This window comes from Rhizobium changzhiense (assembly GCF_013087625.1).
Classification (GTDB): Bacteria; Pseudomonadota; Alphaproteobacteria; order Rhizobiales; family Rhizobiaceae; genus Rhizobium; species Rhizobium sophorae.
Genome location: NZ_JABFCQ010000006.1, coordinates 372308 through 398985 on the forward strand (window position 1 = coordinate 372308; position 26678 = coordinate 398985).

Consider the following 26678-nt stretch of genomic DNA (forward strand, 5'->3'; position numbering starts at 1 on the left):
CCTGCTATTTGTAGGGATCTGCCGCATCACGCAAGCCGTCTCCCAGAAAGTTGAACGCCAAAATGACAAGAACAACAGGAATGATCGGATAGAGCAGCCATGGATAGAAGGCGATGACGCTGACGCTTTTTGCCTCGGTCAGCAGAATGCCCCAGCTGGTGATCGGCGGACGAAGGCCGAGGCCGAGGAAGGAGAGCGCGGTCTCTCCAAGGATCATGCCGGGGATCGAAATCGTCGCCGAGGCAATGAGATGCGACATGAAGCCCGGCACCAGATGCCGGCCGATGATGCGCGGCGTGCTGGCGCCCATCAGCTGCGCGGCCTGGACATAATCCTCCTCGCGCAGCGCCAGGAGCTTGGAGCGCACGGCACGCGCCAGCCCCGTCCAGTCGATGATGCCGAGGATGACGGTGATTCCGAAATAGATGACGATCGGGCTCCACGTCACCGGCATGATGGCGGCCAGCGCCATCCACAGCGGCAGGCTCGGCAGCGATTGCAGCACTTCGATCAGGCGCTGGACGATGAGATCGAAAACGCCGCCCCGATAACCGGCAAGGCCGCCGATGACGATGCCGAGCACGAAGCTGATCGAAATGCCGATCAGACCGATCGTCAGCGATATCCGCGCCCCGTAGAGGATGCGTGAGAGGACGTCACGGCCGAGCCGGTCGGTACCGAGCAGGAACATCTGGCCGCCGATCGCCGGGCAAACGAGATGATAGTTCGAAGCGACGAGGCCCCAGAATTTATAGGCATCGCCGCGGCAGAAGAAACGGATCGGCTGCACGTCGTTCGGCCTGTCGGTATAGACCCGGTGCAGCGTGTCGAGATCGAGCGCCATGCTGCGGCCGTAGACGAAGGGACCGACGAAGCTGCCCTTGTCGAAGAAGTGGACGCGCTGCGGCGGCGCATGGATGAAATCGACATTGCGGGTGTGCAGGCCATAGGGCGCCAGGAACTCGACGATCAGGATCATCAGGTAGACGACGGCGAGAAAGATGCCGGAGATCAAGGCGAGCCTGTGCTGCTTGAACTTCCACCACATCAGCTTTTTCTGCGAGGCGAGATGGATGCGCGATTGCGCGGCCGTCATCGATTCGGTCGCAAGCGGATCGAAAGGAGCTGTGGAGACGTAGTGCGGAAGCGGCGCGCCGGGTGCGGGAAGGGGCGACATTATTTGGTGCTCCTGCCTTGCAGACGGATGCGGGGATCGAGGAAGCCGAGCGCGATGTCGGAGATCAGCACGCCGATGACATTGAGGAAGGCCAGGAACATCAGGAAGGAACCGGCGAGATACATGTCCTGGCTCTGCAGCGCCTTGATGAGCATCGGCCCGGTCGTCTCGAGCGACAGCACGATGGCGACGATCTCGGCGCCGGAGATGATCGACGGCAGGATCGAGCCGATATCGGCGACGAAGAAGTTGAGCGCCATGCGCAGCGGATATTTGACCAGGGCCTTCAGCGGTGGCAGGCCCTTGGCGCGAGCGGTGACGACATACTGCTTCTGCATCTCGTCGAGCAGGTTGGCGCGCAGCCGCCGAATCATGCCGGCCGTTCCCGCCGTGCCGACGATGATGACCGGGATCCAGAGGTGAGAGAGGATCGATCGTGCCTTCTCCCAGCTCATCGGCGCCGAGATATATTGCTGGTCCATCAAATGGCCGATCGAAACGCCGAACCAGATATTGGCGAAATACATCAGGATCAGCGCCAGCATGAAATTCGGAATGGCGATGCCCATCAGGCCGAGGAAGGTCAGCCCGTAATCACCCCAGCTGTACTGATGCGTGGCCGAATAGATGCCGATCGGAAAGGCAATCAGCCAGGTGAGCAGGATCGTCGTGAAGGAGACGAGGATCGTCAGCCAGAGCCGCTCGCCGACCACATCGGAGACCGGCAGCTGGTATTCGAAGGAATAGCCGAAATCGCCGTGCAGCATGCCGCCGACCCAATAGAAATAGCGCACGATCTCCGGCTTGTCGAAGCCGTATTGCTGGCGCATCTCCTCGATTTCCTGGAGATTGGCGGTCTCGCCGGAGGCACGCAGCTCGGCGATCTGGCTCTCGAAGAAGTCGCCCGGCGGCAGCTCGATGATGGTGAAGACCAGCGCCGAAATGACGAAGAGCGTCGGCACCATGGCGGCGATGCGCCAGAGAATGTATCTGAGCACGCCTCAGGCCTCCTTGTACCAGAATGCATCCGGCATGTAGACGCCGAGATAGGAGGTGGGATCGAAGCCGTAGAGCGCTCTCGCCGGCAGGTTCTGCAGCTTGGCGGCGCGAAGGATCGGCTGCGGCGTGCTGTTGATGAGGCCGATCGAGAATACCTGCTGCGTATAGAGCGACAGCATCTTGTGCCAGATCACCTGGCGCTCTTCGAATTTCGCCGCCGTCCCCCATTGGCTGAGCAGGTCGACCAGTTCGGCTGCCTCCGGCAGGTCGGGTGCGACGCCCTCCTGGCCGGCCGAGAGGTAGTGCATGCCCCAGAGCGGCCATTGCAGCTGATCGTCGAGCGTCGGCGCAAGTCCGGCGGGCGACATGTCGGCCGTCGGCACGCCATTGTCGAGGCCGTACCAGATCGACATCATGATCGAGCCGCTCATGGCGCGGTTACGGAAGACGTCGCGCTGCGAGGTGCGCGTATAGAGCGCCAGGCCGATATTGGCCCAGTGGTCGTGCACCAGTTCCAGCACGTCGGTGTCGAGATTGCTCTCGCCGGCGGTCTCGACGGTGATCTCGGCGCGCCGCCCGTCCGGCAGCAGCCGGATGCCGTCGTCGCCGCGCTTGCTCAGGCCGAGTTCGTCGAGCAGGCGATTGGCCTCGTCGGCATCGAACTTCACATAGGCATCGGCATATTCCTGCTTGAAGAGCGGGCTGTCGGGCAGGACGGTATCGGCGCTCGGGGTGCCGAGGCCGTAGAAGGCGACCATGTTGATCTCGTGCCGGTCGATTGCCAGCGACAGCGCCCGGCGCAGTCGCACATCGCGGAAGAGGCCGCGCCACACCTCGTCGGCGCAGTTGAGGTTGGGCAGCAGCGTGATGCGCGAGCCGCGCGCCAGCTTCCAGAGGTCGACCTTCACCGGGAAGCGCTTCTCGGCCTCCTTCAGGAATGTGTAGTCGTTGAAATCGATGCCGGTCGCCTGCAGGTCGGCTTCGCCGGCTCCCGCCTTGGCGGCGATGATCGACGAGGAGGAGACGTTGAGGATGAAACGGTCGAGATAGGGGAGCTGCCTGCCGGTCTCGTCGACGCGATGGAAGAACGGGTTGCGCTCGAAGACGAACTGCTCGGACGGCAGCGCCGTCGTATTGCGCCAGGGATCGAGCGTCGGCAGGTTGGGATTTTCCGGACGGTAGGAGCGTGCCATCTTGATGTGCAGATCCTGCCATTTCTTGACGCGATAGGTCTTCATCAGCTCGTCCATCTTCGCCTGGTCCGGCTGGAATTTCTTGTGGAACTGCTTGAGATAATGACCGGGGCCGCAGATGACGAGCGGCAGAGGCCCCGCCAGCGTCGGCAGGAACATCGGGTTGGGTTTTTCCCAGGTGTAGCGCACCGTCAGCGGATCGAGCACCTCGAAGCGCGGCAGGCTGCCGTGCGGGCGAAGCTCGAGCGCGCCGCCGCCCGGTGTCAGCTTGTCGTTCAGGATGACGTCTTCCCACCAGTAACGGAAATCGTCGGCCGTGAACGGCTGGCCGTCGGACCATTTATGGCCCTCGCGCAGCGTGAAGGTGAAGACCGTGTCGTCCTCGGACTGGAAACCGGCCAGGATATCCGGCTGGAACTGCAGGTGCTTGTCGTAACCGACGAGGCGGGCATAGCCGTAGATCGTCATGAAGCGGATGTCGCGCTGGCTGCCGATGATGGTGCGCACCGTGCCGCCGTAGGCCCCGGGTTCGAGCCCCATCTCCTTCAGATTGACGATGCGTGGGCGGACGGGAATGCGTTCGGCCATCGGCGGCAAGCTGCCTGATGTCAGCCGCTCCTTCAGGAATTCCGGCTCGCCGACCTGTCCGGCGCGAAGCACCGTGGGCGCGATCGCCGCGCCGACGAGGCCGCCGAGAAACGTGCGACGCGTCACCATCAGCGCAACTCCTTGGCACCGGCGCCCTTGCGGGCGCGCACCAAATGACCGTCGCCGAGGTCGGCATAGGCAAGTTCGGAAGCGTCGTCATGCTCGGCGGTGAAGGTCGCCCCCCAGTTCTGCTTGTCGGCGGCGCCGTTTTCCCTGAGCGCCTTGAAATCGAGCGGCCGGTCGAGATCGGGGAAGGGGACGGCGGCGAGCAGCGATTTCGTATAGGGGTGCACCGGATCGCGCAGGATGATCTCGCGCGGCGCAATCTCGACGATGCGGCCCTTGCACATCACCGCGATGCGGTCGGCCATATAGTCGACGACGGCGAGATTGTGCGAAATGAACAGATAGGTAAGCCCCAGTTCCTTCTGCAGGTCCTTCAACAGGTTGAGGATCTGTGCCTGCACGGAGACGTCAAGCGCCGAGACCGGCTCGTCGAGGATGACGAGCTTTGGGCCGAGCGCGAGCGCCCGCGCGATACCGATGCGCTGGCGCTGGCCACCCGAAAAACTGTGCGGGTAACGGCTGAGATAACGCTTGTCGAGGCCGATTGCCGCCATCAGCCCTTCGACCTTGCGCTTGCGCTCGTCACTGTCGCCGCGGTCATGGATCTCGAGAGGTTCGCTCAGGATGTTGCGCACCGTCATGCGCGGCGAGAGCGAGGAGACCGGATCCTGGAACACCATCTGGATCTTGGTCCGCATGTCCTGCAATTCTGAGCCTTTGACGGAGAGGACGTCGACGACCTCCTTGCCGTCGTTGAACACCACCGCGCCGCTGTCCGGCGTGATGGCGCGCATCAGGATCTTGCTGAGCGTCGTCTTGCCGCAGCCGGACTCGCCCACCAGGCCGAGACATTCGCCGCGGCGGATGTCGAAGCTGACGTCGTCGACGGCGCGCAAGATGGTGGCTTCGTGCTTGCCGAAGAAACTGCGCTTGCGCGTCTTGTAGGTCTTCGAGAGATTGGCGACGGACAGCAGGATGCCCGGCGCCTCCGCCTGGAGCGGCTTTTTCTTGCCGACCAGGGACTCGAGATTGACCGTTACATCGCGCAGCGCTTTCAGCCGCTCGCCGGGTTTCATGTCGAAATGCGGAACGGCGGCCATCAGGCCCTTGAGATAGGGATGCTGCGGATTGCGGAAGATATCCTCGACCGGCCCGGCTTCCATGATCTCGCCGTGATAGATGACGACCACCTCGTCGGCCATGTTGGCGACGATGCCGAGATCGTGGGTGATCAACAGCATCGCCATGCCGAGCTTGGCCTGCAGCTCGCGGAGCAGTTCCAGGATCTGCGCCTGGATCGTCACGTCGAGCGCCGTCGTCGGCTCGTCGGCGATCAACAGCGCCGGCTTGCAGATCAGCGCCATGGCGATCATCGCGCGCTGGCGCATGCCGCCGGACAGTTCGAACGGATACATGTCGTAGGTGCGATGTGGATTGGAGAAGCCGACAAGGCCAAGCATCTCCTCGGTCTTTTCACGGGCTTCCTGTTTGTCGGCTTCGGTATGGATCAGCAGCACTTCGCTGATCTGATTGCCGATCGTATGCAGCGGCGAGAGCGAGGTCATCGGCTCCTGGAAGATCGTCGCCATGCGGCGGCCGCGCAAGTCGCGCATTTCCTCGCTGTCGCGCGGAAAGGACAGGATATCGGTCGTGCTGCCGTCGAGCGGATCGGTGAAAAGGATGCTGCCCGAGGCCTTGGCCGGATTGGGCAGGATGCCCATGATCGACTGGCTGATCACCGATTTTCCCGAGCCGGATTCACCAACGAGAGCGGTGACCTTGCCCGGAAGAATGCGAAGATTGGCTTGCTTTACGACGCGTAGCCGGTCACCGAAAACCGAGAAGGAGACGTCGAGATTTTCAATACGCAACAGATCCGCTGCAGACGCCATACCAATGAAATTCCCCAGTCTTCTATGTTCCCGTTAAGGCACACTATCGTACCGCAAACGGGGTGTCCAGTTGATGACAATCATAGAAAAACCCCCACGTCCCGCCGAAGTTCCCCGGGCGAGACGCGCAGATTATGACAGGGGTTGTAAGCTCTTACTGGATGAATTTCTCCATGCTGGTGCGCTTGACCTGATTCTTGGCGTCGCGATGCAGGAGAATGACCTGCTCGGCTTCTGAAAGTCCGTTCTGCACGGCCTCGCGGAAGCTCTCGTCGACGTTGATCGCCGGCGCCGGCGCGCGCGGCTGCAGCACGGTCACCTTCTGGCGGATGCCGCGCAGCTTCTCTTCGCCGAGCGTCGTCCATTCGCCGCCGCAATAGCCGGCGAAAGCCTGGCTGGCGACGACCTCGCGGCCGTATTTCTTGGTGAGGATCTGCAGACGTTGCACCTCGTTGACCGCCGAGCCGAAGGCCGAAAAGGTCAGGCGGTCCTTGAGGCCGACATTGCCGAACATGACGTTGCCGACATGCAGGCCGATGCCGTAGCCGACCCTGGTCAGGCCCTTCTGCTCGCGGTCCCTGTTGAGCTCGGCGACCCGCGCCTGCGCCTGATGGACGGCCGAAAGAGCCGCCTCGCAGGCAATTTTCGATGGGTCCTTGTGACGTCCACAGGGATAGACGGCGAGGAAGCCGTCGCCGAGGAAACTCAGGATCTCGCCGCCATTACGGTTAAACGGGGCGGCGATCGCGTCGAAGAACTGGTTCAGCGTGTCGATATAGGCCTGTCGGCCTTCCTTTTCGGCATACATGGTGGATTCGCGCATGTCGCCCATGACCAGCGCCGCGCGGATCGTCTCACCGTCGCCGCGGCGGATCTGGCCGTTCAGTACCCGCTTGCCGGCGTCGCCGCCGAGATAGGTGGTCAGCATGTTGTTGGCGAGCTTGCCGAGCACTGCCATCTTGGCGGCGACCGCCAGATGGTTCTGCATCCTGAGCAGCGCGTCGATCATGTCGTCGGAAAAGCCGGTGTTATGGTCCGTCGACCAGGAACCCATCATGCCCTGCACCGAGCCATCGCCGAAGGGCTGCACGAAGGCGAGGTAATCGGTGATGCTGTCCTTGCGCAGGTCCTCGAAAATCGGGAATTCGTTCGGCCCTTCCTGCATCAGCCGGCGGCGGATATGCTGCAGATTGTTGTCGAGCAGGTAATAATACGGGCTCTGCAGGAAGCGGTCCGGCTTTTGCCCGGCGGGCATGCGGAAGCCCTCGATGGTGACGCCGCTGGCGCGCCGCCAGGTGAAGCTGAGCGCATCGTAGAGCGGATGCAGCATCGAAAAAGAAAGATGCACGCGCGCGAGCGGCAGGCCCGCAGCGGTGAGCCTTTCGCAGAAACCGCGGACGATGTTTTCAAGCTCGTCTCCGGCCAGCGAAGAGTTCGTCAGCCATTCAGCGACCCGGTCCAACAGGATGGAGGACACGCTGGATTCGATCGTGCTCATTCTCGGTATGATCCTCATAAGGCACGCCATCCCCAAGAGAAAAAATCCCTCGGCCGGCACATTGTCATGCGCAGGTCACAAGGAAGTCAGGATGTACGAGCGGTATTATTTGTCAACGATCTGCCGAGAGCCCGGCAGCGGCGCCCCCTCATCTCCCCGGCTGGGGGATCGGACGGGAAGTCCTTTCTCGGTGGTTCATTTATCAAAAGTCAAAATAGGGATGCTGCAAATGCGAAACAATGGGATCGGGATTTTTTTGTGCGCTCAAGTTGCAGCGAAGGGCACGGCCTGAGTCATTTCCGCCACACCCGGCTAAGGGTGCTGTCCTTTTAGCAGATCGGCGCCAGGAGGTGTGACGCATCATCCGCTGCGCCAACGGTGAGTTTGGCAAAAACGCGCTCCCCACGCCGCCGTGTCCTCGGGTCAAGCCCGAGGAAGACGGAGGGTGGGGTGAGTTCTGGAGCAAGGCCAGCCAGGAATATGAGCGCCGCTGCGATTTTTACGCGGGCTTCGTCAGCCCATCGTCCGCCCTACGGGCACCGACCCGACTGGGGGTGGCGGCAGCCGAGTGAGGGGCAGCCACGGGCGCGAACAGGACAGCAGCATCGCCGGCGATAAGAGGAAGATCGGCGTCCGGGTTTAATTTGCCTGGATCATGCATTAGATCAGCCTTCTCTTCTCCGTTTGAAAGATCCCGCCTTGGCCAGCTCCTCCTTCGATACGCTTTTGCAGAAGATCGAAACCCGCACGGCTCGCGCCGGCATCATCGGCCTCGGCTATGTCGGCCTGCCGCTGGCGATGGCGGTGGCGCGCAGCGGCTTTGCGGTCACCGGCTTCGACATCGATCCCGGGAAGATGGTGGCGCTCGATGCCCGCCGCTCCTATATCGACGCAGTCAGCGACGCGGTGCTGGCCGCCGAGATCGATGCGGGACGCTTCCAGGCGACGACCGATTTCGCCGGTCTTGCCGCCTGCGACGTCATCATCATCTGCGTACCGACGCCGCTCACCAAACATCGCGATCCCGATCTTTCCTTCGTCGAGGCGACGTCGCGCTCGATCGCCCAGCACCTGCGCCCCGGTCAGCTCGTCGTGTTGGAATCGACCACCTATCCCGGCACGACTGACGATGTGGTGAAGGTCATTCTCGAAGGCGCCGGGTTGAAATCCGGATCGGACTTCTTCGTCGGCTTCTCGCCGGAACGCGAGGATCCCGGCAACCAGCATTATCATACTGCCACGATCCCGAAGGTCGTCGCCGGCGACGGGCCTGAGGCGCTGGCGCTGATGAAGGCCTTCTATGGTGCGGCGGTATCGTCCGTCGTTCCCGTCTCTTCGAATGCGACGGCCGAGGCCGTGAAGCTTACCGAAAACATCTTCCGCTCGGTCAATATCGCCCTCGTCAACGAGCTGAAGACCGTCTATGCGGCCATGGGCATCGACGTCTGGGAGGTCATCGACGCGGCTAAGACCAAGCCCTTCGGCTATATGCCCTTCTATCCCGGCCCCGGCCTCGGCGGCCATTGTATCCCGATCGATCCCTTCTATCTCACCTGGAAATCGCGCGAATACGAGCTGCCGACCCGCTTCATCGAGCTTGCCGGCGAGATCAATTCGGCAATGCCGCGTTATGTCGTCGGCAAGCTCGCCGAAGCCCTCGACATCCGAGCCGGCAAGGCATTGAGCCGCAGCAGGGTGCTGGTGCTCGGGCTCGCCTACAAGAAGAACGTCGCCGATATCCGCGAGAGCCCGTCGCTGCGGCTGATCGAGATCATCGAGGAGCGTGGCGGACACGCAGATTATCATGATCCCTTCGTCGCCGAGATCCCGCCGACGCGCGAATACCAGGCGCTGAAGGGCCGCAAATCGGTGACGCTGACGTCTGATACCATTGCCGGCTACGATGCGGTGCTGGTCGCGACCGATCACGACAGGGTGGATTATGCGACGCTCGCAAAAAGCGCCGCGCTGATCATCGACACGCGCAACGTCTTCAACCGGCTCGGCCTTTCGGCCGATCACGTCATCAAGGCGTGACGGAAACACGACGGCCTATTTGACTTTTGAATATGTACATATATACGTACATTGGTGGCCAGGAAAGGATGCTCGATGGCACATGTTCGTTTGACGGAGTTCCGGCAGAACATTGCAACCTATTTCGATCAGGTCCTGTCTTCTCGGGCTCCTTTGCTCGTGACCCGTCAAGGTTCGGAAGCAATGGTCCTCATTGCCGAAAGCGAATACGAGAGTATGCAAGAGACGCTGCACCTGCTCTCGACGCCTGCCAATTCTGCCCGGATGCGCGAAAGTATCGGACAGCTTCGCAAGGGCCAGGTGATCGAGAGCGATCCAACTCTCTGACATGAAGCTGCTATGGACCCCGAATTCCTGGGAAGAATACGAATACTGGCAGAAGAGCGACCAGAAGTTGGTCGAAAAAATCAACGAAATGCTCAAGGATGCAAAAAGGTCACCCTTTAAAGGTCTTGGAAAGCCGGAGCCGCTGAAGGGCGACCTCTCCGGATTCTGGTCAAGGCGCATCCTTGGAGAGCATCGACTCGTGTACTGCGTCACAGGCAAGGGCTCCAACCAGCAGTTGGAAATCATCCAGTGCCGATTTCATTACGAAAAATAGCGTCTGGCGGATTGCTGGTGATCGAGATCATCGACACACGCAACGTCTTCAACCGCCTCGGCCTCTCGGCCGATCACGTCATCAAGCATGGCGGGACGCGTCTTTAATCGAAATCGATTTAAGGAATTATACAGCAACTCTAAGTATTAATCCGCGCAGATTTCTTTCGTTAAGGCAAACTTCATCCCTACACTCTAAGCATTCCGAGCTCGCCACAACCATTTCGGGGCGGATTGGACTAGTTCCGAGGGAGGAATATCTTGAAGAGTTTTGTTGCTGCGGCTATCGCCATCGGTGTTATGTGCTCCGGCGCTTCTGTTGCATCTGCGCAGACGAAGGGCGACTGGGTTCTCGGAAACTACAAGGGGGCCGGTTATTGGTTCCCTGGCGTTATCGACAACACCTCCGGCGGGAAGGTCACCATCCGATATGATGACGGCGATAAGGAAACTGTTCCTTTGAGCGACGTGCGCCCTTACAACTGGGTTATCGGGATGAAGGTCGAGTGCAACTACAAGGGCGCCGGCGATTGGTATGCAGGCAAGATCACCTCGCTTGGCGGCGAGAAGATCGGCATTGCCTACGATGACGGCGACAAGGAAACCACACGCACCGGTCGTTGCCGTTCCCGATAAATCGTTGCATGAACCAAGATGAGATCAGCCCGCCGCCGTCAAAGCGGCGGGTTTGCCGTCGCTGCGCGTCTCAAATGACCTGCGGCGCTGTCGAAAGCGATTTGCCGGTCATCCGGCTCGCAGCCACGGCATAACCGCCTGATGCACCGTCGATGAAATGCATGTGGTCGCGCGAGATCGGCGTCGGCACGAAGCAGGTCATCAGCGCCGAGGCCTGCCGATGCAGGCCATAGCGGGCGATGCCCTTGGCCCGCGCCGCTTCCAGTAGCGTCTCGATCCGCTTCAGATGTTCGGCGTCGACGTCGATTGTCATCTTCAGCCCGTCATCGAACTTGCGGAAATCGGAATTGCCGGCGACGTCGCGCTTGTAGCGGCGGGCGTCGAAGCGGCCGAGTGGAATGCCGAGCTTGTAGCACACGACCGTGATGGCGAGCTGCAGGAAGATGATGAGCTTCTGCCGCAATCGCCGGCCAGCCGGCGCGGTGGCCTTGGCCTCGCGGTTGATGCCGTGCAGCGAGAAGGCAAGGTTCGGGCCATCCGCCGGCACCGGGTGGCTGTCCCGGTTCTGCTCGGTGGTGATGGCGACGATGCCGTTGACAAGGTCCCGGAATTCCTGCCCCGGCCGGCCTTCGCCGGGAACCGCGATGATCGAGACTATCTCGCCGTGCCTGGCGTCGATCGGGCTCCAGCGGCAGGAAAGGCCGTTGAGATCGGGGCGCGTTCCCGGGGCTGCGCGGGCAACGCCGTACCGGCCGAGCTTCATCTGTTTTTCGGCCCAGCTGGTGCCGCCGCCCCAGAACATCGCATAGGTGACGTGGGGGCTTGCGGAGTAACGCGCGACGCGGACGTCGAGGCCCTCGGCGCGGGTATCTGCGACCGGCACGATGGCGATGCGCAGCGTCAGGCCCAAATCCTCGTCGACCCAGATCTGCACGGCGGCAAGGGCGTCGCGCGCCTGTTTCTCCAGCGAACCCGGAAGCGCAATCAGCGCGCCGTCGCCGCCGAAGACGAAGGGATAATCGCCCTTGCCGACGGAATTCAACACCGCTGATATGACGCTGGCGCCCGCCATGTTGACGTCCTTGTAACGGCCGGCGGCGATCGCCGGCGTCGAGCCGACGATGTCGGCCAGCGCCAGCACCCAACCGTCCGGCAGTGGCCGGTAGTTGGCAGCATCGGTCACGCCCGCGAATTCGCTGAAGAGCGGCACGGCGGCAAAGAAATCTTCGTCGGTCACGGTTTTCATATCGTCCAGCTTAGCACAGACCCATGTTGCCACTGCAACGCCAATTCCCATTTACGGCAATCGACTTGGCAAGGTTTCATGTGTTAGCACGCGCTCACGATTTTCATCACGGATACGGATTTCGATGAGCCGCCTCGACAGCTTCATTCGCCGGTTGACGGCCCAACGCGACATTTTGAATTCGATCATCGATCTGGTGGGCGAAATCGAAGGCCCGGTGCTGGAATTCGGCCTCGGCAACGGCCGCACCTATGATCACCTGCGCGAGAACTTTCCCGGCCGGCGCATCGTCGCCTTCGACTGGGAAGTCCGTTCCTATTCGGCTTCGACACCAGAGGCAGAAGACATGGTGACCGGCAATATCCGCGAGTCCGGCCAGGCCTTTATCGGTATCGGCGCAGCCCTTGCCCATGCCGATATCGGCACCGGTCATGACGAGATCGACGCGGTGACGCTGACCTGGCTGCCACAGCTGATCGCCGGCGTGCTCGCCCAAAACGGCATCGCCGTCAGCGGTCTGCCGCTGGAGCATCCCGAGCTGATGGCACTACCGCTGCCGGATGGCATCAAGGAAGGCCGTTATTTCCTTTATCGCAGGACGTAATACGCCAGAGCATCAGCCCTGGCGTATTACGGTTCACGCCACCAGACCCTTGGTCAGTTCCAGCGCCTGCCGTTCGAACAGCCGGCGATAGATGCCGTTGTTAAGCCGGATCAGCGCCTGGTGGTCGCCTTCTTCGACAATATTTCCCTTGTCGAAGACCAGTAGCCGGTCCAGCGCCCTGACCGTCGACAGCCGGTGCGCGATGACAAGCGTGGTGCGGCCGTTCATCAGGCGTTCCATGGCCTGCTGGATCTGAACTTCGCTCTCGCTGTCGAGGCTCGACGTCGCCTCGTCAAGGATCAGCACCGGCGCATCGGCGAGGAAAGCCCGGGCAATGGCGACACGCTGCCGCTCGCCGCCCGACAGTTTGACGCCGCGCTCTCCCACCATCGTCTCATAGCCTTTGGGAAGGTCCATAATGAAGTCGTGGGCGCTCGCCTGTTTCGCCGCCTGCTCGATCTCGCGGCGCGAGGCATTCGGCCGGCCATAGGCGATGTTCTCAGCCAGCGTGCGGTGGAACAGGATGGGCTCCTGCTGCACGATGGCGATCTGGCCGCGCAGGCTTGATTGCCTGACCCCCGCAATATCCTGCCCGTCGATGCGGATCGAGCCCGACGTCACGTCGTGGAGGCGCTGGATCAGCTTGACGAAAGTCGTCTTGCCCGAGCCCGAATGCCCCACAAGCCCCACGCGCTCACCCGGCTTGATGGTGACGGAAAAGTCCTCATAAAGCGGGGTTGGATGAGCGCCATATTGGAAGGTGACGCGATCGAAGACGATCTCGCCTTCGCCAATCCTGATCGGCGTGGCGTTCGGCCTGTCCTCGATGCCGAGCGGCATCTTGTCGAGCAGCACCAGCTCTTCCATGTCGTTGACGGCCCGCTGCAGATTGCGGATGTCCTGGCCGACATTGCGCAGATAGCCTTGCAGAACGAAGAACATGGCCAGCACGAAGGTGATGTCGCCAGGCGTCGCCAGCCCCTGCCGCCACATGACCAGGCCCGTTCCCAGAATGCCGGCCTGCATGGAAACCATCATGAAGCCCTGGATCGTGCCGCTCGCCGTGCCGCGCTTCCAGGTCCGTCGCGTACGGCTGTCCCATTTGGCCAGCACGTGGCGCAAACGTGCCTCTTCGCGGTTTTCGGCGCCGAAGGCTTTGACCACCGCATTGCAGCTGATGGCATCCGCCAGCGCACCGCCGAGCTTGGTGTCCCAGGCATTGGCAAGCCTTGCCGCCGGCGACACGAAGCCCATGGAAAGCGCCACGGTCACGCCGATGTAAATCAGCGATCCCGCGGCCACGATCAGGCCCATGACCGGCCAGTAGCTGCCGAGCACGATACTGGCGCCGACCAGCATGACGATGGAGGGCAGCAGGGCGACCAGCAGCAGGTCGTTGAGCGAGTCGAGCGCCCACATGCCGCGGGTGATCTTGCGCACCGTCGAACCGGCGAAGCTGTTGGCGTGCCAGTCGGTCGAGAACCGCTGCACCTTGTGGAAGCCGTTATTGACCACATCCGCCATGGTGCGCAGCGTCAGCCGGATAATGCCGTTGAAGATGAACCAGCGCAGCGCCACGCTGGTCATGCCCAGAGCGACGACGACGACAAAGGCACTGAGCGCCTCATCAGCCGCATTGCCGCCGGCGATGGCATCGACGATCCGGCCTGAGAACACCGGCACCATGACTTCGGCGAGCGTGCTTGATATCACCAGCACGACAATAAGGCTCACCAAACCACGCCGATGGCGCCAGTGTTGAAAGACAAAGCCGAGCACGTTGCGATAGGCATCGGCGCGGAAATCGAGCTTCTTGCGAGTCATTTTAACCAGCCCGGCCCGTCTTTCGGCAACCGGTCCTCAAAATCGAGAGTTAGACGGCACAGCCCGAGCGGGAGACGAAATGATCCCGTCGATCAATCGGGCTATGAAGGAAGAGAAAACCGCATGTGGCGCCCCGAGGCGGGCCGCGAATGGCAATGACCTAGCGTCGGGACATGCCACATCGGAAGGCTTCGATGAATGCTGGTGTCATGCAACGCCTCCCTTGTTCGATCTAAAGCGGTGAGCGTTTTCTACCGAACCAATTCGCTGTTGCCAAGCGGATATTTGCAACCTGACGGAAAGTGATGCGGAATCGACACACCTTGTGCGCTTGCGAGCAGACGCGGCCGTCCCGCTCAGGAGGCGCAGGAATAGGATGTGGCCGGGCGCGTGGCCAGTTTCGCCTCGAAGTCGGCCGCGATTTTGTCCAGCGTCACGCTGTCCAATCGCCGCAGCAGCAGGGCCTGGGCTTCTTTCATCGCGTCGCCGAGGGCGACATTCACCGCCTGTTCCACCAGGCATTGCGGCTGGTCGTCGGCCGGGCCGATGGCGAAGAGATGTGGCTCGCCGATGGCGCGGTAGACGTCGAGCAGGGTAATGTCAGACAAGGGACGCACCAGCGTCCAGCCGCCGCCATGGCCTTTTTCGGAGCGGACGTAGCCTTGTTCGCGAAGGCCGGCCATGGTGCGGCGGACGACGACGGGATTGGTGTTCAGCATCTTTGCAATTATGTCGGAGGTCGCCGAATGCTGATGCTTATCCATGTGGATCAGCACGTGCAGCATGCGTGAAAGGCGGCTGTCATTGCGCATGGTTCTCTTCCTGTCGATCGAACAGGCCATTATCGCAAGCGGATCGTAACAAGACAAGTAACATGATGCTTGACGGCGGCAACTCATGTAACTTATGTTGAGGCATGAATTATATCAAAGGAGAGTTCCATGTCGTTCGAAGCCATCGTCATCGGCGGAAATTTTGCCGGCCTGTCGGCCGCCATGCAGCTGGCCCGAGCGCGGCGGCGCGTGCTGCTCGTCGATGCCGGCGCGCCGCGCAATCGTTTTTCTGAAGCCTCGCATGGCTTCCTCGGCCAGGATGGCCAGACGCCGGCAGCAATCATGGGGGAGGGAAAACGGCAGCTTTCGCTTTATCCGACCATCACCATCCGCGAGGGAAAAGTCGTCCGGGCGCACAGCGATGGTGACGCGTTCATCGTCGGCACCGAAGACGGCGGCGAAGAACGAGCCGCGCGTATCGTGCTTGCAACCGGCGTCAGCGACACGCTGCCCGAAATTCCCGGGCTGCAGGAGCGATGGGGCCGCTCCGCGCTGCACTGCCCCTATTGCCACGGTTTTGAGGTGAGCGGCGGCAAGCTCGGCGTGCTCGCGAACCATCCGCATTCGGCCCATTCTGCCATGATGATCCCGGATTGGGGTGCAACGACCTTTTTCACCCAGGCGCTATTCGAGCCCGATGAAGAGCAATTGGTGAAGCTGACTGCCCGTGGCGTCCGGATCGAACGCAGCCCTATCGTGGAATTGTTGGGCGACAATCCGAAGCTTGAGGCGGTTCGCCTCGCCGATGGCCGCATCCTGCCGCTCGATGCCGTCTTCGTCGCGCCGAAAACGACGATGGCGAGCCCAGTTGCCGAACAGCTCGGCTGCGCCTTCGACGACGGGCCGTTTGGACCGGTCATCCGTATCGGCGACAACAAGGAAACCATCGTCAAGGGTGTCTTCGCCGCCGGCGATGCGGCAAGCGCCATGCACAATGCCGCGCTCGCCTCCGCCTCAGGTGTACTCGCCGGGGTGCACTGCCATCAATCGCTTGTCATGCAGTCGGCCGCATAAGGCTAAAAAGCAAGTTAAACGGGTTGAATTCTTCCCCAGCAGGTCGGGGACCTTCACGTCCACCTCGTCACCGAGGTGACAAATACGCGTTAATCATTGCTTTGAAAATAACGAGCCGACGTAACCGACTTATTGCAATTTCTACGTTTGAATTGTAGCTGTTTTTCAGCCGCAGCTACTGTCGCTCGACGACCGTGGTGAGACAATAGCAGACGCGCAGCACGCAGAACGGGGGCATCGAGTTGGGGTTCACTGAAGCTGTTGGGACGGCTCTTGTGCAGAAATATGCAACTTTTTCGGGCAGGGCCTCCCGGTCGGAATATTGGTGGTTTGTTTTATTCTATTTCGCGGTGCTGTTCGCGATCGGAATCGTTTGCCTTGTTACCTCGAGCTTTTCCGATTTCCGGGACGGAGTTCCGCCACCAGTCGGCCTCCTCCTGTTCATCGGCGGATTGACTTGGCTCGCAATGTTTTTACCACAAGTGGCTCTTCAGGTTCGCCGCTTCCATGATCGAAATATTTCCGCTTGGTGGTATCTCGCGGTGTTCGTCGGCGGCTTCGTTCCTTACCTCAATGTCATTGCAGGTATCGCGATCCTGGTGATCTGCTTGCTTCCGGGCACGGAAGGTCCGAACAAATTCGGGCCGGATCCGCTGCGTCTTGAAGCGCGAGTAGAGGTCTTTGCCTAGAGTATGATCATCCGCAATCTCGGCCCGCTGGTGACTCTGTTGCTCGCCATCTCGGCACAGCTTTCGCCCGCGTGGGCGCAAGACAGCGACAGTCAGCAGGTTGGCGGCGATCATCAAAGGAGCGCCGTTGGAGCCGAGTATGCCGCGCAGTGCCAGCAGAATGGATTGCGCTGCACGCTCGTCTATGGCGACGCCTCTGCAAAAGCCGAGCCGGCATCGAACACGACAAAATCGTCGCCGCAACGCCAGCCGTTGATGATCCCGCGAGAGCCGATCGTCAGCGGTCCTCTGGCGGTTGCCATCGTGCTTGTCGGTCTCATCGTGGCCGTCGGCTTGTGGATACGCTTCGGAAATGGCGGTGTCTTGCTCTCGTCTGCTCCACGCGACATCAAGCGGCAGGGGGAGGCGCCGGAAAGCTGGCGCACATCCGCAGACGAAGCCGAGGAAAAGCCGAGCGACTTCCTGCAGCGCATTGCCGCCATGGCGGATCGCCGGCAGGCGCTGGTCCTGCTGCTCAGACATTGCCTGCTTCACGCGGCTGTCGTGACGGGAACGCGGCTTTTCCGCTCGGATACGGAACGGGCCGTTTTCGCCCGCCTGCCTGACGATATGCCTGACCGCGATCGCCTCGAAAATTTTCTGACCGCAGTGGAGCTCGTTCATTACGGCGGCCGCACGCTTGCGGAGAGCCATTTCGGCGTCCTTCTGACGACCGCGCGCGGCTTGCTGTCATCAGGCAGGGTGGCCCCCAATGCGTAACTCAATGCGTAACTCGGGGCCTCTTCTGTTTCTGGGGCTGGTGCTTGCGCTGGCGGCGCTGGCAGTCTTTGCGCTGTCGCGCGGCAGCGATTTCGACCGCTCGCCGCTCGGCAACAAGGGGTTGGAATCGTGGCTGCAAGCCAAGGGTATACCTGTCGTCCGATCCGATCCCCATGTCGCCCGGGCACGTTCGGAAATCTCGCTGCGGATCATTCCCTTGTCGATAGGCCAAGGCGAGGCTGTCGCACCTCAGGCAAACGAGGAAGCGGATGACGCAGGCCCGGAAAGCCCGATCCGGGAGTCAAACCGCTATGCGCTGCCGACGCTGATCATTTTGCCGAAATGGCGCGGCAGCGTGTCGACGGATGGTGTTGCCAGCACATCGAGACTGGTCGATCTCGCCGATATCGGCGGCGAACTCGACACGATCGGTTATTCAGATTTTGGCTTCGCCCGCAGCAGCACCGATTTTGCAGAGGCGCAGCCGCAGCTGAAACCGGGCCAGCCCATCAAGATCGCCCTCTATCAGGCGCAAACCTTCGAACGATCGAGCCTCCCGAGCGGTTGGGAGGAGCTCGCGGGCACAGCGTCGGGTGCACTGCTCCTGCGTGGCGAGGACGACCCAAACGTCTATCTGCTGTCGGATCCGGACCTGCTGAACAATCACGGATTGGCTCTCGCCGATAACGCCTCCTTTGCCGTGTCGCTCGTCACGCTGTTGCGCGGCGCGGGCGAGAAACGGCCGGTCTTTCTGGATACGGCCGGCTTGCCTTTGGATAGCGAGAAACCGGTGAATGAGGGCCGGACTTACGAGCGCTCGGCCTCCGATTTTAAGCGGTTTTTCGCTTATCCGCTGTCCGTCATCTGGGGAGCGCTGATCGTCGTTGCGGCCATTTGCTTCTGGCGCGGTGCCTATCGCTTCGGGCCGGCTTTGCCCGAGGCATCCGCAAACACCGAGCTGTCGAAGACCGCCGCGATCGAAGCGATGGCGCGTCTGCTCCGCCTGTCGGGCAATGATGGCCGGATGACCGGGCAGTTCGTGCTGCATCTGCTTGCGGACAAGGCGCAGCAGCTCTTCGGCCCCGGAGCCGGAAACGAGGCCGGCATAGCGCGGCTGTTTCAACGCCTGGCGCGCCGCGATCCGGCGGCGGCGAAGGCATTGCATTCGTCGGCGCAGGCGCTGATCGATCGTGGACATCTGATGACGCGGGCGAGCCTGCACCGCAATCTCGAGACATTCAGAAAATCGCTGGAGCAGGATGATTTCAGGCCGGTCGGCCTGAAATCTGAATCCTCTTCCAAATCAAAGAATTAGAGCATGATGCCGAAGAGCGCCTACGCTTTTCGGCATCATGCTCCAGGGAGCATTGACCTTGGATCTAGGTGAATTTCGCGATCTTATCGCCGCGGTTCGTGGTGAAATCGGCAAAGCGGTGCAGGGGCAGGATGCGATCATCGATCTCGTCCTGATCTCGATCTTCGCTGGCGGGCACTGCCTTGTCGAAGGTCCGCCCGGCACGGCCAAAACCTTGCTGGCCCGGTCTGTCTCCGCCGCCATGGCGCTGCAATATCGACGTATCCAGTTCACGCCCGACCTGATGCCCGGTGATGTTCTGGGCGTCAATCTCTTCAACTTCCAGACAAATCAGTTCCACCTGACCAAGGGCCCAGTCTTTACCGACATTCTGCTGGCCGACGAGATCAATCGCGCCCCCCCGAAGACGCAATCGGCTTTGCTTCAGGCGATGAACGAGCGGATGGTCACGCTTGATGGAATCGATTATTCCCTGGGGCCGGATTTCTTCGTGCTTGCCACACAAAACCCGATCGAGCAGCAAGGCACCTATCCTCTGCCCGAAGCGCAGCTCGATCGCTTCCTGTTCAAGCTTGTCGTCGATTTTCCCAGCCGCGATACGGAAATTGCCATTCTGTCCAAACACGCGACGCAGGCGCTGAAATCAGACCTGCGCAATGCTGGCATCCGTCCGCTTGTCACGAGTGCCGCACTCGCCGAGGGCCGCGCGCTGATCGATGCCATCCATCTGGACAGCACGATCCTGACCTATATCGTCGACCTTGTGCGCGCCACGCGCTCCGATCCCGACATTCTCTACGGCGCGTCCACCCGCGCGGCCGACGCTGTTGCATCGGCAGTGCGCGTGCGCGCGGCTTTCGAGGGAAGGGATTACGGCTTGCCGGACGATGTCCAGGCCTTGCTGGTGCCTGCCTTGCGCCATCGCATCGTGCTTTCGCCCTCGGCGGAAATTGACGGGCGCACGCCGGACGAGGTGCTGCGCAATATCATGAACCGCGTGGATGCGCCCCGTTAAATGCGGCCATCCTCCACTCTGATCGCGCTCGTTCTGATGTCCGCCGCGGTGACGGTCTTCACCAGCGTGTGGTGGCGCGACATGAGCTACCTCTTGCTCCTCATGTGGCTTGCCCTTGCAGCCCTGACGGTCGCCGATCTGGTCATCTCCAACCTGGCTGGCAGGATGACGATCGATTTCGATCTGCCGCCGCAAGGCTTTGTCGGCCACACCACCGCGTTTACGGTCGGCATCCGGCCGCTAAAGGGCGCGCTGCCTCAGAAAATCGAAATCCGGCTCGATCTCGCTCCCGAACTCGTCATCGGCGAAATCAGATGGCTCAACCCTGCATCGGGTGCCGGAGAAGGGGAGGTCAAGGCTTCTCTGGACCTTCATCTGACCCGGCGAGGACGATACGCGGTCAACGAGCTGTGGCTGAAGTGGCCATCGCGGTTGAAGCTGCTCGAGATCATTGCGAAGATGCCCGTCGGGAAAGAGATCGCCGTCCAGCCCGACATATCGCCGGTGCTGTCGGGAGCGATCAAGACCCAGATCCTGCCGCTGGAGGCCGGCCAGAAGGATTTGCGGTTGCGCGGCGAGGGATCGGAGTTCCACCAACTGCGTGAATTTGTAAGCGGAATGGATCCGCGCAGCATCGATTGGAAGCGGTCGGCGCGCATGCGCAGTCTCGTCGTGCGCGAGATGAGGGCCGAGCGAAACCACCAGATCATCCTCTGCGTCGATTCCGGACGGCTGATGGCCGAGCAGCTTGCCGGCTTCACAAAGCTCGATCGCGCCATCAATGCGGCGCTGGCCATGTGCTGGGGCGCAGGCCTTGCCGGCGATCTTGTGGGTTTTTACAGCTTCGACAGCCGTCCGCGTCTGTTCGTGCCGGCCTTGCCCGGACGCGCAGCCTTTCCGCGGCTGCAGACGGTGTGCGCCGGGCTGCGCTACGAAACTCAGGAGACCAACCATACCTTGGGACTGACCCACCTGTCGGGACGCCTGAAGCGACGTTCGCTGATTGTGATATTCTCCGATTTCGTCGATACCATCACGGCGGAGGTGATGATCGAGAACATACAGGTGCTCGCCCGGCATCACTTCGTCGTCTATGTCGCCTTGCGCGATCCGATGCTGGCCAAGCTCATCGAACCAGAGGAAACGACTCTCGATGCCGTCGCTCGCTCGGTCGCGGCGCGCCAGATCCTTCACGAAAGGCGCGCCGTCATGGAAAAGCTGGCGCGTCTCGGCGTGCTTTGCCTCGACAGCACGCCGGAGGCACTGACCTCGGATCTCATTGCGCGCTACATCGAAATCAAATCCCGTGAGATGATATAATGGATATCGGTATCGACGGCAGGATGGATAAGGGCGCGACAGTCAATGTCAGCGCCAGCCACAACGATACGCTTCGCTCGGCCCGTTTCCGGCTGGAACGCGAGGCGCACTGGCGTCAACTGGACGAACTCGTAACGCGTGCCGAGAAAGGGGGCGCGGCCACGCTCGGCTATGATGAAGTCCGCAATCTCGCCACCGGATACAGGCAGGCGATGAACTCGTTGAGCGTGGCGCGCGATATTTCTCTCGATCGCGCCCTGATCGCCTATCTGGAAAGCCTCTGTGCCCGGGCCTATCTCGTCGTCTACGCTCCGCAGGAAAGCCTGGGCGGCCTGATGTCGCGCCTGCTGTTGCACGGCATTCCCCAGGCCGTGCGGCGCTCGGCCCTGCCTTTGTTCATCGGCTTCCTGGCGCTCATTTTGGGCGCGCTGGCCGGATACAGGCTCTGCACCAACGACCCGAGCTGGTTCTATACCTTGGTGCCGCCGGAGATGGCCGACCAGCGCACACCTGATGCCTCGACTGATTACCTCCGCTCGACCATCTATGGCGATGAAGGGCATGACAGCGACCGGCTGGCCGCATTTTCCGCCTTTCTCTTTTCCCACAACACCACCATCGTCATCCTGATCTTCACGCTGGGTGTGTTCGTGTCGGTGCCGAGCTTCATCCTGACCTTTTATAATGGTCTGATCCTCGGCGCGTTTTTCGCCATGTTTGATCAAAGGGGGCTGGGTTACGACGTCTTCGCCTGGCTCTCAATCCATGGCGTGACCGAGCTTGCGGCAATCGCCATTGCCTGCGCGGGTGGGGCAAGGCTCGGACTTGCTGTTCTCCTTCCCGGTGCCAGAACGCGAAAGGAAGCCTTGCGTCACCAGGCGCATGATGCCGTCAAGCTCGCCATCCTCGCAGCACTGATGCTCGTCGTGGCAGCCTTCATCGAAGGGTTCCTACGCCAGCTGATACAGGATCCGCTCTGGCGCATCGTCATCGGCTGGGGGATGGGCCTCTTCTGGGTGGGCTGGCTGCTGCTTGGAGGCCGCGAAAGCACAGCTTCGCGTGAGGCCGTGCGATGAACCGGACAGACAAGGACGGCAAGCGGGTCGAGCAGTTCATCCCGCCGGAGGGCGTCCCGATCACCTTCGCCATTGCCTCGATCGGAACCCGTTTCGGCGCGCAATTCCTCGACATCGTCTTTACCTCGATCATCATATTCATCGTTTCTATCGCCATCCTCTTTACAGGCGTGCTGCCCATGACGGCGGAGGCGATGCTCTTGATGATGCTCGGTTTTTTGGTGCAAACCCCCTATTACATTCTCTCGGAGCTCATCTGGAACGGACGCACGCTCGGAAAAAGAATCACGGGCATCCGCGTTATCAACATGGACGGACGGCGGCTCACGCCGCACCAGGTGACCGCACGCAACCTGATGAAACAGGTGGAGATTTTTGCCCCCATGGGCCTTTTGGCTTCGGTCGGCACGCAGTCGGCCTGGGAAAACGGTCTGACGAGCCTCTGGCTTCTGGTGGTGGTCATCGTCCCCTTCACCAACCGACGCCGGCAAAGGCTTGGCGACATCATTGCCGGCACCCTGGTGGTCGACACTCCGCGCTCCGTGCTGCTCTCCGACCTCGCGCTGTCTGCTCCTGCCGCCGTCTCGTCGCAGGCGGAATTCGAATTCTTGGCCGAGCATCTCGATGTCTACGGCAAATATGAGCTGCAGACGCTAGAGGACGTGCTTCGCGACTCGACAAAGACGTCCAATCACAAAGAGATCGAACAGATCGCGCGAACCATTACCCGAAGGATCCGGTATGAAGACACCGTGAAGCGCGGCCAGGAACTGGTTTTCCTGAATGAGTTCTACCGCGCCCAGCGCGAGCATCTGGAAAGCTTGAAGCTTTTCGGCACGCTTCGCGAAAACAAATATCATGAGCATTCGCGATCAGAGGCGAAGAAACTCGTTTGATGCGAGCTGTATGGTGGCCTCGTTAGGACAGCGGCCATTCGTTCCTGAGTGCACAAGACTTATACGCCGAGATAGGATCAGGTTCGCCTTGTTGAAGTTGCTTTTGAATTGGCATTTCCCGCCCGTGCCGGTGTTTTTCGCGCTTGGCGCTCTTTGGATCATGTTTCGTGAAAATCCAAGGACCTGGTTTTCCGCAGTCACATGCGTTCCTGCTTTAGCGTACCTCTATGCCAATATTTTTGTCATCTTTTTCAAAAGGTCACCGGCTTCCGTGTCCGTGGCTGTACTGGCAACAGCAGTTCCTTGCCTCTGCTTGTCGCTATTTTTCATGCAGAGGCTGCGCGTCAAGTATATCGGCAACCCAAAATTCTCTAGCGCAAAAGCTTTTCTATACGGGATCTGCGGGCTCGCTGCCGCATCGTTGGCAATTTGCGGCGCAGCCTACGTCCCCGCCCATTGCTCCAACCAAAAATGCGAAGTTGGCGTCAGCCTATTCGGGCCTCTCGACTATGCCGCGTTCTGGTTTGCTTGCGTGTGGAGCGGATTGATAGGCTCAATGTCTCTCCTGGCTCTATATGCCGTCAGGGGACGTTGGGGGGAGCGCGAAGAATTTTAACAACGGTCCTGCACATTGCGAACAGATGTCATCGTCGCGATCAAACAGCTAAGGCAAAAACAGCACGTTGTACTGATCGAACTCGCCCGGCAGGTCGCGAACCTTCATCTCCACCTCGCGGTCCTCGAAGAGGACGAGGCAATCCTCGTAGAAGCCGGACAGCATGGATATGAAGGCTTTCGTTCCCTCCGGTCCGTAGAAGAGCGGCGTGAATTCCATGTAGAGCGGCACGCGGCGAGCAAGCAGCGGCTGCATCGACCGGCAGGCGACCGGCTCGTAGCCCTCGATATCCATCCAGACGAGGCCGATTGCGGCCGGGTCGATCGACAGCCCGGCCAGGATCTCGGAGACCGGTTTCACCGGCACGCTGATCTTCCTGTCGCTCGGGCTCTGGCGGATGGCGCTGCTCTTGCCGTGATTGTTGAGGTTGAGGAAAAAGTCGATCTCGCCTTCGCTCTCGCCGGCGGCGCAATGGACAAGCCGGACCTTTTCCCCCAGCCGGTTCTGGCGGATGTTAAGTTGAAGCAGCGGGAAATTGCGCGGATCTGGCTCGATGCTGACGATATGGGCGTAGGTGTCGCTGAGGGCGAAATAGACGGTCTGGGTGCCGATATTGCCGCCGATCTCGAGCAGCGTCGCGTCCTTTCGCAAGAGGCCGCGCTCGCGCAGGATGACGATCAGCCGGTCGACGGCGTCGCGCTCGAAATGGCCCTTCCGGAACACCTTGCGGCCGATATAGTCGGCGGGCGAGAAGGTCATCAGGTGGTCGCCGGTATCGACCGTCATCGAGACGACGCGCGGGCCGACATTCTCGATCAGCAGGCGGCGGCCGAAGCGGGTGTCGAAGAAGCGCGAAGCGGCGGCATTGCGCGCCTTACGCAGCCGGCGGCTCCAGTATTTGGCGGTCAACCAGGGCTTGCCGGGCATCAGACTTTTCCTTCGAGCGGTTCTGCTGCTTTCTCTCTCGGAATGACATAAACTTTCAAGGGCAGGGCCCGGCCGCGCACACTGATTTCACGGCTTTCGATGCCGGAGAGATTAGCACCGGAAAGGTTCGCCACCGGTTCGGAGATGACGATCGCCGCCTCGAACTCCTTGGCAGCACTTTCCAACCGGCTCGCAACATTAACGGTATCGCCGATCGCCGTCATGCTGCGTACCCGGCCATATCCCATCGTGCCGACGACGGCAGGGCCGGTGTGAATGCCGATCGCGATGCGCAGCGGCAGCGCCAGTTCGTCGGCCAGCTCGGCGGCGAGTTTCTCGATCTCGGCGACGATCGCCGCGGCCGCGTTAAGCGCCTGGCGGCAGGCTTCCTCCGGCGCCGTGTTGAGCCCGAAGAGCGCCATGGCGCCGTCGCCGATGAACTTGTCGAGCCGACCGCCGGACTGCTCCACCGCCTTGCCGATGATGGCGAAATAGCGGTTCAGCAGGAAGACGACGTCGAAGGGCAGGCGAGTTTCCGTCAGCGTGGTGAAATGGCGGATATCGACGAAGAGCACGGCGATCTCGCGCTCGCGCCCGGGGCTGGTCTCCTGGCTGTTGGCCGGAAGCGCCGCCTCGATCGCCGGCACGAGAAGCGGCGCGACGGCAACGTCACGGTTCGGACGAAGCTGGCAGGCGAGCCGGACATCGGGGCCGGCATTGATGCGCTTCAGAGTCGTCTGTTCCATCTTGTCGGGGGCAGGCAGGCTCTCGTAATCGCCAAGGATCTGCACCCGGCAGGTGGAGCACTGGCCCTTGCCGCCGCAGACGGCATAATGCGGCAGGCCGCCGAGCCGGCTCGCTTCCAGCACCGAGAAGCCGCGCGGCACACGGATCACCTCGCCGCCCGGATAATGCACGGCGACCTGGTCGAGCCGCTCTTTCAGCTTGCGCCGGGCGCGGGCGACGACGACGATGAGCAGCGAAGCCGAGAAGGCGCCGTAGAGCCCGGCGCGGATCATGGCGACCTGCCGGCGAACGTCCGGGTTCGAGGCGTAACGGGTGTTGACGCCCTCCTTGTAAGCGCTGACCGTCATTGACCGCTGGTAGGAAGGGTCGGCGAGCGTCCGGCCCATTTCGACGAAGCCGAGCAGCGCGAGAACCGGCACGAGGATGGCGAGCGCCAGCATGAGCGGTGCGAAGTCCGGATACCAGGAGCGGTAGCGCAGCCAGAAATGAATGCCGATGCAGCCGTGGATCCAGACGGCGACGACGGCGAGCGCCTGCCGCGCGCCGTTCGCCGGATTCCGGATCCAGAGCATGCTGACGACCGTCTCGTAATCATCGATGTAGCCGTAGAACTCGTGGGCGATGCGCGTGCCGATGACATGATCCATAAGCAGCAGCGGAATCATCAGGCCGAGCACGATCTGCGCCATTTCCCCCTTCGGCATGACCAGGCTGCGACGCATATAGATGGCGCGCAGTACCAGCGCGATATGTGTGAGGACCGACGAATAGAAGATGGCGGTCCCCAGAGGATTACGCCAGATCCCCAGAAAGAGGTGGGCGGCCTTATCGGCGGCGGCGACGGAAATCAGGCCAATCGCATGGTTCGACAAATGCAGCACGACGAAGATGAAAATGACGAGGCCGGAACCGAGCCTCGCGCTTCTGATCGTACGCTCCGAAAAAATCCCTGTGGCCGAGACCGTCGTCATTCATTCCCGTTCTTGTCGATGTAACCGCAGGCCCATAGAGATTGGGAAAGAGGCGGAATTGCTTCAATCGCGATCACATT

At 61.2% G+C, this 26678-nt stretch carries 24 protein-coding genes; 14 read left to right on the forward strand and 10 right to left on the reverse strand.

The window, feature by feature from the left end; all coding sequences use genetic code 11:
• Positions 1-4: 4 nt before the first annotated feature.
• The 5 genes from G9X68_RS27045 to G9X68_RS27065 form a co-directional block, all read right to left on the reverse strand.
• The gene (locus tag G9X68_RS27045) at positions 5-1177 is read right to left on the reverse strand and encodes an ABC transporter permease (RefSeq protein ID WP_171604995.1); all 1173 of its coding nucleotides are present in this window, start codon (positions 1175-1177) and stop codon (positions 5-7) included.
• Positions 1177-2175, reverse strand: coding sequence for an ABC transporter permease (locus G9X68_RS27050; protein WP_028755865.1), 999 nt, complete (start codon positions 2173-2175; stop codon positions 1177-1179). The genes G9X68_RS27045 and G9X68_RS27050 overlap by 1 nt, the downstream gene beginning before the upstream one ends.
• Positions 2176-2178: 3 nt before the next feature.
• Positions 2179-4086: an ABC transporter substrate-binding protein gene (locus tag G9X68_RS27055; protein ID WP_171604996.1), complete on the reverse strand. Its 1908-nt coding sequence runs from the start codon at positions 4084-4086 to the stop codon at positions 2179-2181.
• Positions 4086-5975, reverse strand: coding sequence for an ABC transporter ATP-binding protein (locus G9X68_RS27060; RefSeq protein ID WP_171604997.1), 1890 nt, complete (start codon positions 5973-5975; stop codon positions 4086-4088). The genes G9X68_RS27055 and G9X68_RS27060 overlap by 1 nt, the downstream gene beginning before the upstream one ends.
• Positions 5976-6129: 154 nt before the next feature.
• Positions 6130-7473 (reverse strand): adenylate/guanylate cyclase domain-containing protein, encoded by a 1344-nt coding sequence (locus G9X68_RS27065; RefSeq protein ID WP_129419344.1) that lies wholly within the window; start codon positions 7471-7473, stop codon positions 6130-6132.
• A 699-nt stretch (positions 7474-8172) separates the two neighbouring features.
• Here G9X68_RS27065 and G9X68_RS27070 point away from each other — a divergent pair.
• The 4 genes from G9X68_RS27070 (at position 8173) to G9X68_RS27085 (ending at position 10746) form a co-directional block, all read left to right on the forward strand.
• Positions 8173-9510 carry a nucleotide sugar dehydrogenase gene (locus tag G9X68_RS27070; protein WP_171604998.1) on the forward strand — a complete coding sequence of 446 codons (1338 nt, stop codon included), beginning with the start codon at positions 8173-8175 and terminating at the stop codon, positions 9508-9510.
• 75 nt (positions 9511-9585) lie between these two features.
• The gene (locus tag G9X68_RS27075) at positions 9586-9837 is read left to right on the forward strand and encodes a type II toxin-antitoxin system Phd/YefM family antitoxin (protein WP_171604999.1); all 252 of its coding nucleotides are present in this window, start codon (positions 9586-9588) and stop codon (positions 9835-9837) included.
• Between the two features lies 1 nt (position 9838).
• Positions 9839-10111 (forward strand): Txe/YoeB family addiction module toxin, encoded by a 273-nt coding sequence (locus G9X68_RS27080; protein ID WP_171605000.1) that lies wholly within the window; start codon positions 9839-9841, stop codon positions 10109-10111.
• A gap of 260 nt (positions 10112-10371) precedes the next feature.
• Positions 10372-10746, forward strand: a complete 375-nt coding sequence (locus G9X68_RS27085) for a tudor domain-containing protein (RefSeq protein ID WP_171605001.1) — start codon at positions 10372-10374, stop codon at positions 10744-10746.
• 70 nt (positions 10747-10816) lie between these two features.
• Here the strand turns inward: G9X68_RS27085 and G9X68_RS27090 are convergent, their stop codons facing one another.
• The gene (locus G9X68_RS27090) at positions 10817-12043 is read right to left on the reverse strand and encodes a DUF3095 domain-containing protein (protein ID WP_171605002.1); all 1227 of its coding nucleotides are present in this window, start codon (positions 12041-12043) and stop codon (positions 10817-10819) included.
• A gap of 73 nt (positions 12044-12116) precedes the next feature.
• On the opposite strand from G9X68_RS27090, the gene G9X68_RS27095 reads away from it, so the two are divergent.
• Positions 12117-12596, forward strand: coding sequence for a class I SAM-dependent methyltransferase (locus G9X68_RS27095; RefSeq protein WP_171605003.1), 480 nt, complete (start codon positions 12117-12119; stop codon positions 12594-12596).
• Positions 12597-12629: 33 nt separating this feature from the next.
• Here G9X68_RS27095 and G9X68_RS27100 read toward each other — a convergent pair whose 3' ends face one another.
• Positions 12630-14420 (reverse strand): ABC transporter ATP-binding protein, encoded by a 1791-nt coding sequence (locus G9X68_RS27100; RefSeq protein WP_171605004.1) that lies wholly within the window; start codon positions 14418-14420, stop codon positions 12630-12632.
• A 356-nt stretch (positions 14421-14776) separates the two neighbouring features.
• Positions 14777-15232, reverse strand: coding sequence for an Rrf2 family transcriptional regulator (locus G9X68_RS27105; RefSeq protein WP_171605005.1), 456 nt, complete (start codon positions 15230-15232; stop codon positions 14777-14779).
• 129 nt (positions 15233-15361) lie between these two features.
• Between G9X68_RS27105 and G9X68_RS27110 the strand changes: the two genes are divergently transcribed.
• The 9 genes from G9X68_RS27110 (at position 15362) to G9X68_RS27150 (ending at position 23953) form a co-directional block, all read left to right on the forward strand.
• Positions 15362-16267 (forward strand): NAD(P)/FAD-dependent oxidoreductase, encoded by a 906-nt coding sequence (locus G9X68_RS27110; protein WP_171605006.1) that lies wholly within the window; start codon positions 15362-15364, stop codon positions 16265-16267.
• A 242-nt stretch (positions 16268-16509) separates the two neighbouring features.
• Positions 16510-16956, forward strand: a complete 447-nt coding sequence (locus tag G9X68_RS27115; RefSeq protein ID WP_171605007.1) for a DUF805 domain-containing protein — start codon at positions 16510-16512, stop codon at positions 16954-16956.
• Between the two features lie 3 nt (positions 16957-16959).
• The gene (locus tag G9X68_RS27120; protein ID WP_171605008.1) at positions 16960-17715 is read left to right on the forward strand and encodes a hypothetical protein; all 756 of its coding nucleotides are present in this window, start codon (positions 16960-16962) and stop codon (positions 17713-17715) included.
• A gap of 4 nt (positions 17716-17719) precedes the next feature.
• Positions 17720-19030 (forward strand): hypothetical protein, encoded by a 1311-nt coding sequence (locus tag G9X68_RS27125; RefSeq protein WP_171605075.1) that lies wholly within the window; start codon positions 17720-17722, stop codon positions 19028-19030.
• Between the two features lie 58 nt (positions 19031-19088).
• Positions 19089-20045, forward strand: a complete 957-nt coding sequence (locus G9X68_RS27130) for an AAA family ATPase (RefSeq protein ID WP_171605009.1) — start codon at positions 19089-19091, stop codon at positions 20043-20045.
• Positions 20046-21365, forward strand: a complete 1320-nt coding sequence (locus G9X68_RS27135; RefSeq protein ID WP_171605010.1) for a DUF58 domain-containing protein — start codon at positions 20046-20048, stop codon at positions 21363-21365.
• Entirely contained in the window at positions 21365-22441 is a 1077-nt protein-coding gene (locus tag G9X68_RS27140) for a stage II sporulation protein M (protein ID WP_171605011.1), read from the forward strand. Before G9X68_RS27135 ends, G9X68_RS27140 begins: the two co-directional genes overlap by 1 nt.
• Positions 22438-23337 (forward strand): RDD family protein, encoded by a 900-nt coding sequence (locus G9X68_RS27145; RefSeq protein WP_171605012.1) that lies wholly within the window; start codon positions 22438-22440, stop codon positions 23335-23337. The genes G9X68_RS27140 and G9X68_RS27145 overlap by 4 nt, the downstream gene beginning before the upstream one ends.
• A gap of 88 nt (positions 23338-23425) precedes the next feature.
• Complete coding sequence (locus G9X68_RS27150) at positions 23426-23953, forward strand: hypothetical protein (RefSeq protein WP_171605013.1); 528 nt, start codon at positions 23426-23428, stop codon at positions 23951-23953.
• A gap of 48 nt (positions 23954-24001) precedes the next feature.
• Here G9X68_RS27150 and G9X68_RS27155 read toward each other — a convergent pair whose 3' ends face one another.
• Both G9X68_RS27155 and G9X68_RS27160 read right to left on the reverse strand, forming a co-directional pair.
• Positions 24002-24880 (reverse strand): FkbM family methyltransferase, encoded by an 879-nt coding sequence (locus G9X68_RS27155; RefSeq protein WP_171605014.1) that lies wholly within the window; start codon positions 24878-24880, stop codon positions 24002-24004.
• Entirely contained in the window at positions 24880-26598 is a 1719-nt protein-coding gene (locus G9X68_RS27160) for an adenylate/guanylate cyclase domain-containing protein (RefSeq protein ID WP_171605015.1), read from the reverse strand. The genes G9X68_RS27155 and G9X68_RS27160 overlap by 1 nt, the downstream gene beginning before the upstream one ends.
• Positions 26599-26678 lie beyond the last annotated feature (80 nt).

Excerpts from the sequence above, each read along its gene's own strand:
- G9X68_RS27100 (WP_171605004.1), bottom strand. The coding sequence starts at position 14,420 with ATGACTCGCAAGAAGCTCGATTTCCGCGCCGATGCCTATCGCAACGTG.
- G9X68_RS27110 (WP_171605006.1), top strand. The coding sequence starts at position 15,362 with ATGTCGTTCGAAGCCATCGTCATCGGCGGAAATTTTGCCGGCCTGTCG.
- G9X68_RS27125 (WP_171605075.1), top strand. The coding sequence starts at position 17,720 with ATGCGTAACTCGGGGCCTCTTCTGTTTCTGGGGCTGGTGCTTGCGCTG.
- G9X68_RS27145 (WP_171605012.1), top strand. The coding sequence starts at position 22,438 with ATGAACCGGACAGACAAGGACGGCAAGCGGGTCGAGCAGTTCATCCCG.
- G9X68_RS27095 (WP_171605003.1), top strand. The coding sequence starts at position 12,117 with ATGAGCCGCCTCGACAGCTTCATTCGCCGGTTGACGGCCCAACGCGAC.
- G9X68_RS27140 (WP_171605011.1), top strand. The coding sequence starts at position 21,365 with ATGGATATCGGTATCGACGGCAGGATGGATAAGGGCGCGACAGTCAAT.
- G9X68_RS27105 (WP_171605005.1), bottom strand. The coding sequence starts at position 15,232 with ATGCGCAATGACAGCCGCCTTTCACGCATGCTGCACGTGCTGATCCAC.
- G9X68_RS27135 (WP_171605010.1), top strand. The coding sequence starts at position 20,046 with ATGCGGCCATCCTCCACTCTGATCGCGCTCGTTCTGATGTCCGCCGCG.
- G9X68_RS27060 (WP_171604997.1), bottom strand. The coding sequence starts at position 5,975 with ATGGCGTCTGCAGCGGATCTGTTGCGTATTGAAAATCTCGACGTCTCC.
- G9X68_RS27065 (WP_129419344.1), bottom strand. The coding sequence starts at position 7,473 with ATGAGCACGATCGAATCCAGCGTGTCCTCCATCCTGTTGGACCGGGTC.
- G9X68_RS27160 (WP_171605015.1), bottom strand. The coding sequence starts at position 26,598 with ATGACGACGGTCTCGGCCACAGGGATTTTTTCGGAGCGTACGATCAGA.
- G9X68_RS27155 (WP_171605014.1), bottom strand. The coding sequence starts at position 24,880 with ATGCCCGGCAAGCCCTGGTTGACCGCCAAATACTGGAGCCGCCGGCTG.
- G9X68_RS27055 (WP_171604996.1), bottom strand. The coding sequence starts at position 4,086 with ATGGTGACGCGTCGCACGTTTCTCGGCGGCCTCGTCGGCGCGGCGATC.
- G9X68_RS27045 (WP_171604995.1), bottom strand. The coding sequence starts at position 1,177 with ATGTCGCCCCTTCCCGCACCCGGCGCGCCGCTTCCGCACTACGTCTCC.
- G9X68_RS27080 (WP_171605000.1), top strand. The coding sequence starts at position 9,839 with ATGAAGCTGCTATGGACCCCGAATTCCTGGGAAGAATACGAATACTGG.
- G9X68_RS27120 (WP_171605008.1), top strand. The coding sequence starts at position 16,960 with ATGATCATCCGCAATCTCGGCCCGCTGGTGACTCTGTTGCTCGCCATC.
- G9X68_RS27075 (WP_171604999.1), top strand. The coding sequence starts at position 9,586 with ATGGCACATGTTCGTTTGACGGAGTTCCGGCAGAACATTGCAACCTAT.
- G9X68_RS27090 (WP_171605002.1), bottom strand. The coding sequence starts at position 12,043 with ATGGGAATTGGCGTTGCAGTGGCAACATGGGTCTGTGCTAAGCTGGAC.